This window comes from Polaromonas sp. P1_G2 (assembly GCF_056405515.1).
The window spans coordinates 1-15,438 of record NZ_JBFUBY010000077.1 but is presented as its reverse complement, the minus strand read 5'-3'; the positions used below and the strand labels follow the sequence as shown (position 1 = coordinate 15,438).

At 65.1% G+C, this 15,438-nt stretch carries 15 protein-coding genes; 9 read left to right on the top strand and 6 right to left on the bottom strand.

Annotated elements, in window-relative coordinates; all coding sequences use genetic code 11:
• A partial coding sequence (gene xdhB / locus AC1D0P_RS10335; protein ID WP_477676650.1) for a xanthine dehydrogenase molybdopterin binding subunit occupies positions 1-2,072 on the bottom strand: 2,072 nt, incomplete at its 3' end.
• A 77-nt stretch (positions 2,073-2,149) separates the two neighbouring features.
• A complete protein-coding gene (gene xdhA, locus AC1D0P_RS10330; RefSeq protein ID WP_477676649.1) occupies positions 2,150-3,616 on the bottom strand; it encodes a xanthine dehydrogenase small subunit in 1,467 nt (488 codons plus the stop codon).
• Between the two features lie 69 nt (positions 3,617-3,685).
• On the opposite strand from xdhA, the gene AC1D0P_RS10325 reads away from it, so the two are divergent.
• From AC1D0P_RS10325 to AC1D0P_RS10295, 7 genes are all read left to right on the top strand, one after another.
• A complete protein-coding gene (locus tag AC1D0P_RS10325) occupies positions 3,686-4,618 on the top strand; it encodes a LysR family transcriptional regulator (RefSeq protein ID WP_436157984.1) in 933 nt (310 codons plus the stop codon).
• Between the two features lie 85 nt (positions 4,619-4,703).
• A complete protein-coding gene (locus AC1D0P_RS10320) occupies positions 4,704-6,263 on the top strand; it encodes an ABC transporter ATP-binding protein (protein WP_477676648.1) in 1,560 nt (519 codons plus the stop codon).
• A complete protein-coding gene (locus AC1D0P_RS10315; RefSeq protein WP_477676647.1) occupies positions 6,250-7,362 on the top strand; it encodes an ABC transporter permease in 1,113 nt (370 codons plus the stop codon). The genes AC1D0P_RS10320 and AC1D0P_RS10315 overlap by 14 nt, the downstream gene beginning before the upstream one ends.
• A complete protein-coding gene (locus AC1D0P_RS10310) occupies positions 7,362-8,282 on the top strand; it encodes an ABC transporter permease (protein WP_477676646.1) in 921 nt (306 codons plus the stop codon). The genes AC1D0P_RS10315 and AC1D0P_RS10310 overlap by 1 nt, the downstream gene beginning before the upstream one ends.
• 98 nt (positions 8,283-8,380) lie before the next feature.
• Positions 8,381-9,538, top strand: coding sequence for a BMP family ABC transporter substrate-binding protein (locus AC1D0P_RS10305; RefSeq protein ID WP_477676645.1), 1,158 nt, complete (start codon positions 8,381-8,383; stop codon positions 9,536-9,538).
• 79 nt (positions 9,539-9,617) lie between these two features.
• Positions 9,618-10,661: an adenosine deaminase gene (locus AC1D0P_RS10300; protein WP_477676644.1), complete on the top strand. Its 1,044-nt coding sequence runs from the start codon at positions 9,618-9,620 to the stop codon at positions 10,659-10,661.
• 92 nt (positions 10,662-10,753) lie between these two features.
• Entirely contained in the window at positions 10,754-12,046 is a 1,293-nt protein-coding gene (locus AC1D0P_RS10295) for a YbfB/YjiJ family MFS transporter (RefSeq protein WP_477676643.1), read from the top strand.
• A 16-nt stretch (positions 12,047-12,062) separates the two neighbouring features.
• On the opposite strand, the gene AC1D0P_RS10290 is transcribed toward AC1D0P_RS10295, so the two are convergent.
• On the bottom strand, positions 12,063-12,467 hold the full coding sequence (locus AC1D0P_RS10290; RefSeq protein WP_477676642.1) for a tautomerase family protein: 405 nt from the start codon (positions 12,465-12,467) through the stop codon (positions 12,063-12,065).
• Between the two features lie 107 nt (positions 12,468-12,574).
• On the opposite strand from AC1D0P_RS10290, the gene AC1D0P_RS10285 reads away from it, so the two are divergent.
• Positions 12,575-13,477, top strand: a complete 903-nt coding sequence (locus tag AC1D0P_RS10285; protein ID WP_477676641.1) for a LysR substrate-binding domain-containing protein — start codon at positions 12,575-12,577, stop codon at positions 13,475-13,477.
• A 20-nt stretch (positions 13,478-13,497) separates the two neighbouring features.
• Here the strand turns inward: AC1D0P_RS10285 and AC1D0P_RS10280 are convergent, their stop codons facing one another.
• Genes AC1D0P_RS10280 through AC1D0P_RS10270 form a run of 3 tightly spaced genes read right to left on the bottom strand, consistent with a single transcriptional unit; the run spans position 13,498 to position 15,082 of the window.
• Positions 13,498-14,127 carry a LysE family translocator gene (locus AC1D0P_RS10280; RefSeq protein ID WP_477676640.1) on the bottom strand — a complete coding sequence of 210 codons (630 nt, stop codon included), beginning with the start codon at positions 14,125-14,127 and terminating at the stop codon, positions 13,498-13,500.
• Positions 14,128-14,153: 26 nt separating this feature from the next.
• Entirely contained in the window at positions 14,154-14,672 is a 519-nt protein-coding gene (locus tag AC1D0P_RS10275; protein WP_477676639.1) for a DUF3237 domain-containing protein, read from the bottom strand.
• 11 nt (positions 14,673-14,683) lie between these two features.
• Complete coding sequence (locus AC1D0P_RS10270; RefSeq protein ID WP_477676638.1) at positions 14,684-15,082, bottom strand: nuclear transport factor 2 family protein; 399 nt, start codon at positions 15,080-15,082, stop codon at positions 14,684-14,686.
• A 144-nt stretch (positions 15,083-15,226) separates the two neighbouring features.
• Between AC1D0P_RS10270 and AC1D0P_RS10265 the strand changes: the two genes are divergently transcribed.
• The coding region (locus AC1D0P_RS10265; protein WP_477676637.1) for a winged helix-turn-helix transcriptional regulator at positions 15,227-15,438 on the top strand (212 nt) is incomplete at its 3' end.

The following is a 15,438-nucleotide window of genomic DNA, read 5'->3' as shown; positions in this document are numbered from 1 at the left end:
GTGCTCAGCAGGCCCTTGTCGTTCCACACCAGTTGCTCGGTCGTGAGCCAGCCCATGCCCTGCACAAAGCCGCCTTCGATCTGGCCTATGTCGATCGCCGGGTTGATGCTGGTGCCGACGTCGTGCAGGATGTCGACCTTGAGCACGCGGCTTTCGCCGGTCAGCGTGTCGATGGCAACCTCGGTGCAGGCCGCGCCGTAGGCGAAGTAATAAAACGGCCGGCCGGTCAGCGTGGCCTTGTCGTAGTGGATTTTGGGTGTCCGGTAAAAGCCGTCGCTCCACAGCTGGATGCGGTTGGCATAGGCCAGCTTCACGACTTCGGTGAAAAGCCGCGCGCCTGCCGGCGTGATGACCTCGCCGCCTTCGAACTGCACGGCGCCCGCGCCGCAGCGGTCCAGGCCGGCGACGAACTGCGCGAGGTTGTCGCGTACGTTGCGGGCCGCGTACTGCGCGGCGCGCGCGTTAAGGTCGGTGCCGGCCGAGGCCGCGGTGGCCGAGGCGTTGGGAATCTTGCTGGTGTCGCTGGCCGTGGCCAGAACCTGGGCCAGCGGCACGCCGAGTTCGTCGGCCACAATCTGCGCGACCTTGGTGTTCAGGCCCTGGCCCATTTCGGTGCCGCCGTGGTTCACCTGCACGCTGCCGTCGGTGTAGACATGCACCAGCGCGCCGGCCTGGTTGAACAGCGTGGCGGTAAACGAAATGCCGAACTTGACGGGCGTGATGGCGATGCCGCGCTGGATGACGGGGCTGGCTTTGTTCCAGGTGGCGATGGCTTTACGCCGCTGCCTGTATTGCGAGGACTGCTCGAGCTTTGCCAGCAGCGGTTCGAGGATGTTGTCCTCGACCTTCATCTGGTAGTGCGTGACGTCGCGCTCGCCGATGCCGTAGAGGTTGCGCCTGCGCACGTCGAGCGGGTCCAGGCCCAGGGTGCGCGCGATGTCGCCCATGATGGCCTCGATGACGATCATGCCCTGCGGCCCGCCGAAACCGCGGAAAGCGGTGTTGCTCTGCGTGTGGGTCTTGCAGCGATAGGAGGCGATCTCCACGTCTTCGAGGAAGTAGGCGTTGTCGGCGTGGAAAACCGCGCGGTCGGCCACAGGGCCCGAGAGGTCGGCGCTGAAGCCGCAGTTGACCGCCATCATGAGCTTGAGGCCGGTGAGGCGGCCGGTGGCGTCAAAACCCGCGTCGTATTCGTAGGTAAAGGGGTGACGCTTGCCGGTCACCATGAAGTCGTCGTCGCGGTCCAGCCGCAGCTTGACGGGGCAGTGCAGCTTGTGGGCGGCGATGGCGGCCCAGACGGCCATCTGGCCTGACTGGGTTTCCTTGCCGCCGAAGCCGCCGCCCATGCGCCGGCATTCGACGCGCACCGCGTGGTTGGCGATGCCCAGCGCGTGCGATACCCAGTGCTGGATTTCGCCGGGGTGCTGGGTGCTGGAATACACCAGCCATTGCTGCTGCTCCTGCGGCACGACGTAGGCGACCTGGCCTTCAAGGTAGAAGTGTTCCTGGCCGCCAACTTCGAGCGTGCCTTGCAACCTGTGCGCCGCCTTTTTGAGGGCGGCGGCCGCGTCGCCGCGTTTGACGAAGACCGGCGGCAGCACATAACTTTCGGCCTTGAGCGCGTCCTGCACCTTGAGCAGGGCGGGCAGGGGATCGATGGTGCAGACCACCTTGCGCGCGGCGCGGCGCGCCTGCATGACGGTGTCCGCCACCACCACGCCTATGACCTGGCCTATGTGCTGCACCGTGTCTTGCGCAAACACCGGTTCGTCATGTGAAAAATTGCCTAGCACCGGGTCGCCCGGAATGTCTCGCGCGAGGATTATGTCGCGCACGCCCGGCATGGCCATCGCCGCGGTGGTGTCGACGCCCAGCAGCTTTCCATGCGCTACCGTGGACAGAATAGGCGCCGCATGCAGCGTGCCGCGCAGTTCGGGAATGTCGTCGACATAGGTGGCCGCGCCGGCCACCTGCGCGCGCGCGCTTTCATGCGGCGTGGAACGGCCGGCCGCGCGCGTGGCGGCGGGCTGGCGGGCCAGCGAACGTTTTTCGGCCGGGTCGGCGGGCGGCATGCTGTCGGCGCGGGCATTGGCCGTGCGCAGTTCCGGGTCGGCCACGGCGTCGCGGCTGACGGGAATGTCCTTGGCGTTCATGCCGCCTCCTCCAGCCGGAAGGTCGCCAGGTTGATCTGCTGCAGGCCCTGGCTTTCAAGCCAGTAGCGCTGCAGCAGGTTGCCCAGCACCTCGCTGCGGTAGGCTGCCGAGGCGCGCATGTCGGAGATCGGCGAGAACTCGGCGCGCAAGGTGGCCATGGCCTGGCGGACGGTGGCATGGGTCCAGGGCTGGCCCGCCAGCGCCGCTTCGGTCTGGATGGCGCGCACCGGCGTGGCGGCGACGCCACCCGCGCCTATCGAGGCGGTGATGACCTTGCCGTCTTCAATTTGCAGATTGACGGCCAGGCAGACGGCGGAGATGTCGTCGTCATAGCGCTTGGAGATTTTGTAGACCTTCATCGCGTCCCCGGGCTGAGGCCTGGGCACCTTGATCCACGCCAGCACCTCATCCGCCGCCATCACATTCTTGCGATACCCGGTATAGAGCTTCTCCAGCGGCATCTCCCTATGCCCGCGCACACTCATGAGCACCACGTTCGACCCCAGCGCGATCAAGAGCGGCATGGAATCGCCGATCGGCGAACCATTCGCGACATTGCCGCCCAGCGTGCCCGAGTTGCGCACCGGCAAGCCGGCAAAACGGGCCGCGAAGTTGTGCAATTGCGGCCGGTCTTTCACCAGCGCGGCATAGGCGTCGGTCAGCGTCACGGCCGCGCCTATCGCGATGTGATGCGGGTAGTGCTCGATACGCCGAAGTTCCTCGACCTGGGTGACGTCCAGCACCTGGCCGAACTCCTTGTGCATCTTGGTGACCCAGAGCCCCACGTCGGTGCAGCCGGCCACCAGCTGGGCTTCGGGCTGGTCGGCACGGGCCTGCAGCAGGCCGGCCAGCGTGCGCGGGGCCAGGTATTCGGCCTCGGTCACGCCCGGCTCGGAACGGACCGACCGGAGCTGGCGCAGCAGGGCGCTTTCATCGACCTTCACGGGCGGCAGCGCGGCCATGGCCTGCGCGGCATCCAGGATGGGCCGGTAGCCGGTGCAGCGGCAGAGGTTGCCCGAGAGTTCTTCCTGCGCGAGTTCCCGGGTGATGGGCTGGCCCTGGCACACATGGTTCTGGTACATGCCGAACAGGCTCATGACAAAGCCGGGGGTGCAGAAGCCGCATTGGGAGCCATGTTCATTCACCATGGCTTGCTGGGCGGGATGCAGGACCCCGTCCTGAGCCAGGTCCTCTACGGTCCACAACGCCATACCGTCAATGGAGTGCGCCAGCCGTATGCAACTGTTGATGGCGCGGTACTTGACCTGCCCGCCCTCGGCCTCGCCCAGCACCACGGTGCAGGCGCCGCAGTCACCCTCGCCACAGCCTTCCTTGGTGCCGGTGCAGGCCAGGTCCTCGCGCAGCAGCTCCAGCAGGGTGCGGCTGGGTGGTACATTGCTGACGGAAACAACCTCGCCCCGCCGGATGAAGCGGATAGGTCTGGAAAAAAGTGGGACAGCCATGCTTCAGGTTAAACACTCGCGCCGTGCCCGGCATATCAAAGCCCATATCAAGCGCATGGGTGAATGGGTATGAAAGACCAGGCGCTTTTCGACAAGATAGACCTCCATCTCATCAGGGTCTTGAACACCGTGCTTACTGAACGCAGCGTATCACGCGCCGCCATCCGCCTGGGTATGTACCAGCCCGCCGTCAGCGCGGCGCTCAAGCGCCTGCGCGCGCTGGCCGGCGACCCCATCCTGGTGCGCTCAGGCGCGGGCATGGTGCCCACCGACGCCGGGCTGCGCATGATTGAGCCCTCGGCCAGCATATTGCGCGCGGCCGGCATGCTGTTCAGCGACGCCCGGGGCTTTGACCCGGCCACGGCCGACACCACCTTTCGCCTGGCGGCCAGCGACTACCTCGATCCCCTGTTCCTGCCGCAGCTGGTCGCGCAGGTCAAGGCGCAGGCGCCGCGCTGCCGCATCGAGATCCAGCCGCTGTCGGCCGACTCCGACTACCGCGCGCAGCTGGCCCAGGGCCAGGCTGATATCGTGATCGGCAACTGGGCCGCGCCGCCCGACGACCTGCACATGGCGCGCCTGTTCGGCGACGAGGTGGTCTGCCTGGTGGCCAAGGACCACCCGGCGGTGCGCCGCGGCTGGGACAGCGCGAGCTGGCTGGAGGCCGAGCACATCGCGCCCTCGGCGTTGCACCCGGGCGCCAAGGGCGTGATCGACGAACACCTGGACACGCTGGGCCTGTCGCGCAACATCACGGTGCGCTGCCCGCATTTCGGCCTGATGCCGTCCATGGTGGCATCAAGCTTGCTGGTGATGACCACCGGCCGCCAGTATTGCGAACGTTTTGCCGGCATCCTGCCGGTCACAATACTGCCCAGCCCGGTCGCCTTCCCCCGCATGATGTATTACCAGCTCTGGCATGAACGCACGCACGCCTCCAACGCCGCGAAATGGCTGCGCGACCGGGTCAAGTCGGTGGCGTCCATGCTGCGCAAGGAATAGCTGTCACCAGCCGGGCCGGCGATGCGAGCCATAAGACAATAGAAGACCAGAAGATAAAAGACGAAAAACGGGACACCACGAGACAATGACCGCAACACCGCCCCAGACCGACAGCCCTGCCGGGCCGCCCCCGCGCCTGCGGCTTGAGGGCATCAGCAAAAGTTATCCCGGCGTGGTGGCCAACAGCCATGTCTCGCTGGCCGTGCGGCCCGGCGAAATCCACGCCGTGCTCGGCGASAACGGKGCGGGCAAGTCCACCCTGATGAAAGTCATCTACGGCGCCGTCAGGCCCGACGCCGGCACCGTGGAAATGGACGGCCAGCCCGTGACGGTGCGCAACCCGCACGAGGCGCGCGCGCTGGGCATCAGCATGGTGTTCCAGCATTTCAGCCTGTTCGACACGCTCACGGTGGCCGAAAACGTCTGGCTGGGGCTGGATAAACATTTGAGCCTGGCGGAGGTCTCCAAACGCATCAGCGAGACCACACAAGCCTACGGCCTGCAGCTGGACCCGACGCGGCCGGTGCACACACTCAGCGTGGGCGAACGCCAGCGCGTGGAGATCGTGCGCGCGCTGCTCACGCATCCCCGGCTGCTGATCCTGGACGAACCGACCTCGGTGCTGACGCCGCAGGCGGTCGAAAACCTGTTTGTCACCCTGCGCCAGCTGGCCGCGCAGGGCTGCAGCATTTTGTACATCAGCCACAAGCTGCATGAAATCCGCGCGCTGTGCACCGCCTGCACGGTGCTGCGCGGCGGCAAGGTCTCGGGCGAATGCGACCCGCGCCAGGAATCCAACGCCTCGCTGAGCCGCCTCATGATAGGCGCCGAGCCGCCCGCGCTGGAGCACCGCGAATTGCACGCCGGCGCCGTGGTGCTGGACGTCAGGCAGCTCGATTTGCCCAAGGAAGAACAGTTCGGCGTGGACCTGCACCAGGTGGCCCTGCAGGTGCGCGCCGGCGAGGTGGTCGGCATTGCCGGCGTCTCGGGCAACGGCCAGAAGGAGTTGCTCTACGCGCTGTCGGGTGAAGACACCCGCGCCGCCGGCGATGCGATCATGGTCAAGGGCCAGCCCGTGGGCAAGCTGGGGCCGGGCAGGCGGCGCGCGCTGGGCCTGCATTGTGTGCCTGAGGAACGCCTGGGCCGTGGTGCCGTGCCCTCGCTCTCGCTGGCCCGCAACCTGCTGCTGACGCGCAAGGAGTCCGTCGCCGGCAACGGCTGGCTGAACGGCACGGCGCTGCAGGCGCAGGCCGAGCGCATCATCGCCGCCTACAAGGTCAAGTCGGGCGGGCCGCAGGCGGTGGCCAAGTCGCTCTCGGGCGGCAACCTGCAGAAATTCATCATGGGCCGCGAGATCGACGCGAAACCTGCCTTGCTCATCGTCTCGCAGCCGACCTGGGGCGTGGACGTGGGCGCGGCCACGCAGATACGCGGCGAACTGCTCAAGCTGCGCGACGCCGGCTGCGCCGTGCTGGTGGTCAGCGAAGAGCTGGAAGAACTGTTTGACATCTGCGACCGGCTGTATGTGATGGCCAAGGGCCAGCTCTCGCCCTCGCTGCCGCGCGCCGAGGCCACGGTGGAGCGGGTGGGCCAGTGGATGAGCGGCCTGTGGACGCAGACGGAGGCCTCGCATGCCGCAGCTTGAAGTCCGCCCGCAGCCGTCTTCCTTCTGGAGCTACGCCTCGCCCCTGCTGGCCTTGCTGATCACGGTGCTGATAGGCGTGGCGCTGTTCGTGGCGCTGGGCAAGGACCCGGCCAAGGGCCTGCAGGTGTTTTTCTGGGAACCCATCAAGTCGCCGTATGCCATCGGCGAGCTGCTGGTCAAGGCCACGCCGCTGCTCATCATCGCGCTGGGGCTGGCCGTGTGCTTTCGCTCCAACGTCTGGAACATCGGCGCCGAAGGCCAGTTCGTGATGGGTGCGGTCGCGGCCGGCGGCATCGCGCTGCTGGCGGAAAAAACCACCGGCCCGTGGATCATCCCCGCCGTCCTGCTGGCCGGCATCCTGGGCGGCATGGCCTGGGCCGGCATCACCGCCTTGCTGCGCGACCGCTTCAACGCCAATGAAATCCTGGTCAGCCTGATGCTGGTCTATGTGGCCGACATGGTGCTCAACTTCCTGGTCTTCGGCCCCTGGAAAGACCCCAACGGCTACAACTTCCCGCAGACCAAGACCTTTGAGGCCGTGACGCAGATCCCGCGCCTGATGCAGGGCTCGCGCGTGAACATCGGCATCATCCTGGCGCTGCTGGGCGTGGCGGGGCTGTGGCTGTTTTTGTTTCGCACCTACGCGGGCTTTCGGCATGAAGTCAGCGGCCTGGCGCCCGCGGCGGCGCGCTACGCCGGCTTCTCGTCGCGCCGCGCGCTGTGGCTGGCACTGCTCACGTCCGGCGGCGCCGCGGGCCTGGCCGGCGCGCTGGAAGTGGCCGGCCCCATAGGCCAGCTCACGCCTTATGTGCCGGCGGGCTATGGTTTTGCGGCCATCATCGTGGCCTTTGTCGGGCGGCTGCACCCGGTGGGCGTGGTGTTCTCGGCTCTGCTGATGAGCATGTTCTACATCGGCGGCGAGCTCGCGCAGTCGCGCTTRGGCCTGCCCAAGTCCATCACCGGCGTGTTCCAGGGCCTGTTGCTGTTCAGCCTGCTGGCCTGCGACACCCTGATCGCCTACCGCCTGAAGCTGGCCAAACCCATCACCATGCCGGTGGCCACGCCGCCGTCTGCCGAAGTCCTGAAAGGAGGCGCGTGATGGATTCGACCGCGCTGCTGATCGCCGCGACGCTGAGCGCCGGCACCGTGCTGGCCATCGCGGCCCTGGGCCTGCTGATCAATGAAAAAGCCGGCATCGTCAACCTGGGCGCCGAAGGCATGATGCTGTGCGCCGCGATTGCCGGCTTTGCCACGGTGGTGCACACCGGCAACAGCTGGCTGGGCTTCGCGGCCGGCATGGCGGCCGGGGCCTTCCTTGCGGCGATCTTCGGCGTGCTGGTGATCTGGCTCAACACCAACCAGTACGCGACCGGCCTGGCGCTGAGCCTGTTCGGCGGCGGTTTTTCGGCCTTTGCCGGCATCAAGTACGTGCAGGAAAAACTGCCCGAGCAGGCGCACTACCCGATTCCTTTCCTGGCCGACGTCCCGTTGCTGGGCCCGGCGCTGTTCCGCCAGCACCCCATGGTCTATATCGCGATGGCGCTGACGGCCGGGCTGGTCTGGTTTTTGTACCGCACGCGCGCCGGCCTGGTGCTGCGCTCGGTCGGTGAAAGCCCTGAATCGGCGCATGCGCTGGGCTACTCGGTGCGGCGCATACGCCTGGCGGCCGTGGTGGCCGGCGGCGCGCTGTGCGGCCTGGCCGGCGCCTATGTGTCGGTGGCCTACACGCCGCTGTGGGTCGAGGGCATGATCGCCGGCAAGGGCTGGATCGCGCTGGCGCTCACCACCTTCGCCACCTGGCGCCCGGCACGGGTGTTGCTTGGTGCCTACCTGTTCGGCGGCGTGACCATGCTGCAGTTCCACCTGCAAAGCCTGGGCGTGAACGTGCCCACGCAGTTTTTGAGCATGCTGCCCTACCTGGCGACCATCGTGGTGCTGGTGCTGATTTCGCGCAACCCGCTGTGGATTCGCGTCAACATGCCCAGCTCCATCGGCAAGCCGTTTTACCCCGGCGCATGAGAGCCTGTTCCGGGTTTCCGCCGCATAATTGCTTTTTTTTCGACGCGCCTTTTTAGCTTTTGACTTTCTTCACCTTCCTTCCACGAAAGCGAGATGACATGACTGACCTGCAAAAACGTTCCCTGCTCAAGCTGGCGGCCCTGTCCGCGGTGGCTGCGGCGGCCCTGGCGGGCTGCGGCAAAAAGGAAGAGGCCGCCCCGGCAGCTTCCGCCACCGCACCAGCCGCTTCGGCGCCCGGCGCCAAGGCCGAGCCCCTGAAGATCGCTTTCGCCTATGTCGGCCCGGTGGGTGACGGCGGCTGGACCTATGCGCACGACAACGGCCGCAAGGCGGTGCAGCAGGCTTACGGCGACAAGGTCGTCACGAGTTTTGTCGAAAAAGTGCCCGAGTCGGCCGACGCCGAACGCGTGATCCGCGACATGGCGGCCCAGGGCAACAAGCTGATCTTCGGCACCACCTTCGGCTACATGGAACCCATGCTCAAGGTCGCCGGCGACACCAAGGACGTGAAGTTCGAGCACGCCACCGGCTACAAGCAGGCCGACAACATGCGCACCTATGACAGCCGCACCTACGAAGGCGCCTACATGGCCGGCGTGATCGCCGGCAAGATGAGCAAGACCGGCACACTGGGCGTGGTCGGCTCGGTGCCGATTCCAGAGGTGGTGCGCAACATCAACAGCTTCACACTGGGCGCGCAGTCGGTCAATCCCAAAGTCAAGACCAAGGTGGTGTGGGTCAACGAATGGTTTAACCCGCCCAAGGAAACCGAAGCCGCCACCGCCCTGATCAATGGCGGCGCCGACGTGCTGTTCCAGAACACCGACTCCTCCGCCGTGCTGCAGACCGCCGAAAAAATGGGCAAGCGCGCCTTCGGCTGGGACTCCGACATGACCGCCTATGGCCCCAAGGCCCACCTGGCCTCGGCCGTGATCAACTGGGGCCCGTACTACGTCAAGGCCGTGGGTGAGGCGCTGGAAGGCAAATGGAAAGGCAACACCGCCGCCTGGTGGGGCGTCAAGGAAGGCGCGATCGACATCGTGTCGATTGCCGCCGACGTGCCCGATGACACCAAGAAGCGCATCGACGAGGTCAAGGCCGGCCTGAAGGACGGCAGCTTCTCGATCTGGAAGGGCCCGATCACCGACAACACCGGCAAGGAACTGCTGGCGAAAGACGTGGTGRCCGACGACAAATTCCTGGGCGGCCTGAAGACCTATGTCAAGGGTGTTGAGGGCAAAGTACCCGGCAACTGATGCTTCGCCCCTGCGGGGGCAGGCAGAATGTGAGATGCCTCAGCTGCCTTCGGGCAGCTTTTTTGTTTAGGGAGCCGACATGACTTTTTCCGTCAAAACCGTAGCCGCCGACCGCCTGCCCGAACTGCTCAGGCGCATGCCCAAGGCCGAACTGCACATGCACATCGAGGGCTCGCTGGAGCCCGAGCTGATCTTCGCGCTGGCCAGCCGCAACGCCGTGGAGATTCCCTACCGCAGCGTCGAAGAGTTGCGCAGCGCCTATGCCTTCACCAACCTGCAGAGCTTTCTCGACATTTACTACGCCGGCGCCAGCGTGCTGATCACCGAGCAGGACTTTTACGACATGGCGCAGGCCTACCTGCGCAGGGCCGCCGCCGACAACGTGGTGCACACCGAGATGTTTTTCGACCCGCAGACGCACACGGCGCGCGGCGTGAGCATGGAAACCGTCATCACCGGCCTGCACCGCGCCTGCGTGGATGCGCAGGCCGAGCTGGGCGTCAGCGCTTCGCTGATCCTGTGTTTCCTGCGCCATCTCAGCGAGGAGGACGCATTTGAAACGCTGGAGCAGGCTTTGCCCTTCCGCGATAAATTCATCGGCATAGGCCTGGATTCGGGCGAGGTCGGCAATCCGCCCGAAAAGTTCGCGCGCGTGTTCGCGCGCTGCCGTGAGCTGGGCTTTCACCTCGTGGCCCATGCGGGCGAAGAAGGTCCGCCCGAATACGTCTGGACGGCGCTGGACGTGCTGAAGGTCGAGCGCGTGGACCACGGCGTGCGTTCCAGCCGCGACCCGCTGCTGATGCAGCGCCTGGCCCGGGACCGCATCGCGCTGACGGTGTGCCCGCTGTCCAACCTCAAGCTCTGCGTGTTCCCTGACCTGGCCAGCCACAACCTGCGCGAGCTGCTGGACGCCGGCCTGGCGGCCACCGTCAACTCGGACGACCCGGCCTACTTTGGCGGCTACATGAACGAGAACTTCACGCAGACCTTCGCGGCCACCGGCATGGATGCCCGCCATGCCTACATGCTGGCGCGCAACAGCTTCGAGGCCAGCTTTATCGAGGCCCCGGCCAAGGCGCGTTATGTGGACCGCCTCAACGAAAGCTTCGAGCGCTTTCGCTGAACGCGCGGGGTTATTTCCGTCGGCGCCTGCCTGGGCAGCGACCCAAACGTATGATCCGGGTAGAACCCTGAAGCAAGCAAGGACCCCCGGGCATGGCCTCCACATCGCAGCCGCATCAAGAGTCTTCCCCCGCGCCGCACGGCGCCTGGCCCATCGCCCTCGCCGGGCTGGTGGCGCTGGCCGTCGCCATGGGCATAGGGCGCTTTGCCTTCACGCCGCTGCTACCCATGATGCTCAGCGACGGCGTGGTTGACCTGCCCACGGCCAGCTGGCTGGCCAGCGCCAACTACTTCGGCTACATGCTGGGCGCCATCCTCTGTACGCTGCAGCCCTGGTTATGGGCGCGCTTCAAGGGGCTGCCTTCGCTGGCCTACTCCTCGCTGGTCCGCGCCGGGCTGGTCGCGACCGGCGTGCTCACGCTGAGCATGTGCTGGCACTTCCCCGCCGCGTGGCCGCTGCTGCGTTTCGCGGCAGGCGTGACCAGCGCGGTGGTGTTTGTATTTACTTCGGGCTGGTGCCTGTCGCAGCTGGCCAAACGCGGCGTTCCCGCGATGGGCGGCATCATTTATGTCGGCCCGGGCGCCGGCATTGTGCTCAGCGGCCTGTTCGCCACCGGCATGGTGGCCTGGCACTGGACGGCCGCCACGGGCTGGATGCTGTTCGGCGCGCTGTCGTTTGTGCTGGCGGCCCTGGTGTGGCACATCCTGCGCGGCGGCGACGAGCGCCTCGTCGCGCTGGCGCCGCGCGCGGCTGCTTTGCCCGGTGCGGCGCCCCAGCACCACGGCCATGCCGAAATGACGCTGCTGACGCTGGCCTACGGCCTGGCCGGTTTCGGCTACATCATCACCGCCACYTWTCTGCCGGTGATCGCGCGCGCGGCCCTGCCGGGCTCGGCCTGGCTGGACATGTTCTGGCCCATCTTCGGCCTGGGCGTGATGCTGGGTGCGCTGCTGGCCACCCGGCTGCCGCCGGGCAAGGATTTCCGCCTGCTGCTGGCGGGCTGCTATTTCTTGCAGGCCCTGGGCATCGCGGCCAGCCTCTGGAGCCCCAGCCTCGCGGGCTTTGCCATCGGCAGCCTGATGCTGGGCATGCCGTTTACCGCCATCACCTTTTTTGCGATGCAGGAAGTGCGCCGCCTCAAGCCCGCCACGGCCGCGAGTTTCATGGGCCTGCTGACCGCCACCTACGGCGTGGGGCAAATCCTCGGCCCACCGCTGGTCGCGGTGTTGCTCAAGCGCACGCCAAACGCGGGCGCGGGTTTCACGCTGTCGCTGGAGATCGCCGCCGCTTCGCTGCTGGTGGGCGCGGTGATGTACCTGTGGATGGCCAGGGCCTATCCGGTGCTGCCGGCGCTGCCGGCCGGCCATGCCGCGGTCGGCAAATAAGCAAGGCGTGTTCTTTTCAGCCCGGGCCGGGCTGCTGCACCAGCGCCATGGCGAACTTGCCGCCGCCCACCGACCAGTCCGAGTAGTCGTTCTCGTGCATGAAGATAAAAACGTCGTCGGGCGCGACACCGGCATTGGCTTTTAAATTGCGCGCAATGGCCGCATAGAGCGCGCGTTTCATCGCATCGCTGCGGCCGCGCCGCAGGGTGATCTCGACGACCACCGGCCGCTCCGAGCGCGCCATGCCGTTGAAGGTCCGGTTGAAGAAAAACTGCCGCGCATCGTAGTCGTTCACCAGGTTGAAGAGCTCGTCTTCCGGCATGCCGATGCTCTCGACCAGGGCCTCGTGGATGCCGTCGACGATGCCCTGCCGGTGTTCGGTACTGGTGCTTTGGTGGACGCTGGTGCGGATAAAAGACATGTGATTTTTCCTCAATTAAAGTAAACAACTGGTGCGAATTCTGCCAATCAGGTGTGGCCCGGCCAAACGATTTGTCGGCACGCTGTATGTGCCATAAACTCACAATAATGACGCGCCGCCTCCCACCCCTGAACGCCTTGCGCGCCTTTGAAGCCGCGGCCCGGCTGGGCCGCATGACGGCGGCCGCCGAAGAACTCTCTGTCACCCCTGGCGCCATCAGCCGGCAGGTGCGGCAACTCGAGCAGGCGCTGGGCGTGCCGCTGTTCGAAGGCGCCAAAAACAAGCCGCAGCTGACGGCCGCCGGCGCCTCGCTGCGGCCGGCGCTTTCAGCCGCGCTGGACCAGATGGAAGCCGCCGTGCGAGAAGTGCGCAGCAGCGAGGCCGGAACGCTGGACGTGTCCTGCTTCAGCACTTTCACCGTCAAGTGGCTGATTCCACGCCTTTACGGTTTCAACGCGCTGCACCCGGATATCGAGATCAGGCTGAGCGCTGCGGAGCGTGCCGGCGTTGATCGCGACCGCTACGACCTGGTGATCACGGCGCAAGACCACATGAGCGATGAGTCCGCCGCACTGCTCCCCCTCTTTGCCGAACGGCTGGGGCCGGTTCTTGCGCCCGCGCTCGCCGCCGGCATGGACCTGCGTTCACCGCAAGGCCTGGCCAGCCAGCCGCTGCTGCATACCAAAACCCGTCCCAATGCCTGGCAGATGTGGTGCGAGTCGACGGGCCGCGCCCTGCCTGCGCGGGCTGGCCCGGCGTTCGAGCATTACTACTTCACGCTGGAGGCGGCCGTTGGGGGGCTGGGTATCTGCATCGCGCCCTGGCACCTGGTCATAGACGATATCCGGGCCGGCCGCCTGGTGGCGCCGCTCGGCTTTCAGGAAAGCGGTTACCAGTACGTCGCGAAGCGCCGACTGGACAGCCCCGATCGGAAGCTGGACAAGTTTTGCGCCTGGCTGGCAGCCCAGGCGCGTGACACGCCCTTGCCCTGGGGCGGCCGAATAGCCTGAAAGACCTGAAAAAGGGCCCGCTAATCACGGCTGAGCACGATCCAGCCTCCAATGCCGATCATCATTGCACCAATAAGCCCCTCCTGTGTCCGAACAAACCACGGGTTGTGAATGACCCAGTTGCGAATGCGTGAGGCTGCGTAGCCGAAGAATGCATAAGTGACGAGGCCTGAAACTTTTTGGTAAAGCGCAAGCACCCCTATTTGGAGCCAGAGCGGTCCGAGTGACGGATCAGAAAACTGGGGCAGAAAGACCACCATGAACAACAGGACCTTGGGATTTAACAGATTGGTGACGAACCCCTGCAGGAAAATCTCCCGGTCACTGGCATTCGGAGGGTGTGCGTCTAGAGGCCGGCTCCGGCGGCTACGAAACAGCGCGCGGACCCCAAAATAGACAAGATACAGCGCGCCCGCAGTCTTGACGATCAAGAACAGCAGTGGAGATTGTGAAAACAGAGCCGCGAGTCCCAAGACAACCAGGGGTATCTGCACGAGTCCTGCGCAACTGGTTCCGAGAGCGCTTATCCACGCCGAACGGAAACCCTGGGTCATTCCCCGACTGAGCGTCAGCGCCATGTCCGGACCTGGCGTGAATTTCAATGCCATGTCGGCAATCRCGAACAGAAGGAAAGTCTCAAGTGTGGGCATTGCTCTTCGCTTGTGCGCAGGGCATGTCACAGGATGTGAAACATCCTGTGATCGATGCGGCCCGGGCCGTATTCGCCGTAGCCGACGGTGACGATTGAGCAAAGCCATGCGTAGCGTTCGTCGGACGTCTCAAACCTGGGCGTTGGGCGCACGTAACTCTCGTCGAAGGACAAGCGTTCGCCTTTGGCCAGGCGCTGGCGGCTATTCGGCGGGAATTTGAGAATCCCGTGTGACTCGTAGTGAATGAGGACACCGTCGTCGGTGCGCAAGGTTGCGCGAACGTCCATACGGCTGGTTCCGTCGGCCCCGACGGAAACCCAGTCGCCGCCGCCCGGAAGCATTTCACCCCGTAAGCGCGGACCTTGGAAGCGGCCGCCTTTGACCACGAAGGTCAAACGGGTGCCGAGAGGGGTCGCGATCGCTTGGCCGAGCTCCAGATCGATGCTGAGGTCGCACAGATGCTCCACCGGCAAGGTATTGATCAACGCCCGGTCGAACAACGGTAGTGTCGCGTCACCGGCAGCAGGAGCTTTCGCGTTTGTCATGTTCCTGTCCATCATTTCGCTTCATGCGCCGCTTTGACTTGCACAAAATCAAAGAAGGTATCTTTTCGGGTGACCAGTCCGTCGCCATTCACTTCCACGACGTCCAGCGCGTGAAACTTCCTGCGCTCCTTGCCAGGCGGCTGGAAAGTCAGGTCCCAATCGAGGGTCCAATGCCCTTCTCCCAGAAGGAGGCGATGCGTCTCCACCCCAAAGTTGGGATATCGCTCGAACACCTCGGCGAACTCCTTCAGCAGCGCGGTCTTGCCTTTCACCTCAGTGCCGCGGCCATGCGCCTGAAAGCTCGTTTCATCCGCGTGCAGCGCGACAATCGCCTCCGGACTATGAGAAAGCCAAGCTGCGGCGTAGCGGTCGGCGATGGCGGCGAGATCCAGTTTCGTAAGTTCAGACATGAGGAAACCTTTCGATGTCATGCAGTGTTGTTGGCGAAAGTGCCATTGATTCCGCAGTTCGCAAGGAAGCGGCTTTAAACCTTCTCCGGAATAGGCGATACTGTACCTATGATTTTCATAGTTACAAGGGGTATGATCGTAAAAATGACTAAACCGCCCGCTTCACCATCAATAAAACAGGGAACACTTTGCCCTATTGCCCGAGCTCAGGACGTCGTCGGCGACCGCTGGACCACGCTTGTCCTTCGAGAACTGTTCCTGGGGACTCGTCGTTTCGAAGAGATTCAGGCACATACCCAAGCTACTCCTCAGATGCTTACGACGAGATTGAAGAAGCTAGAAGCAGACGGCATGAT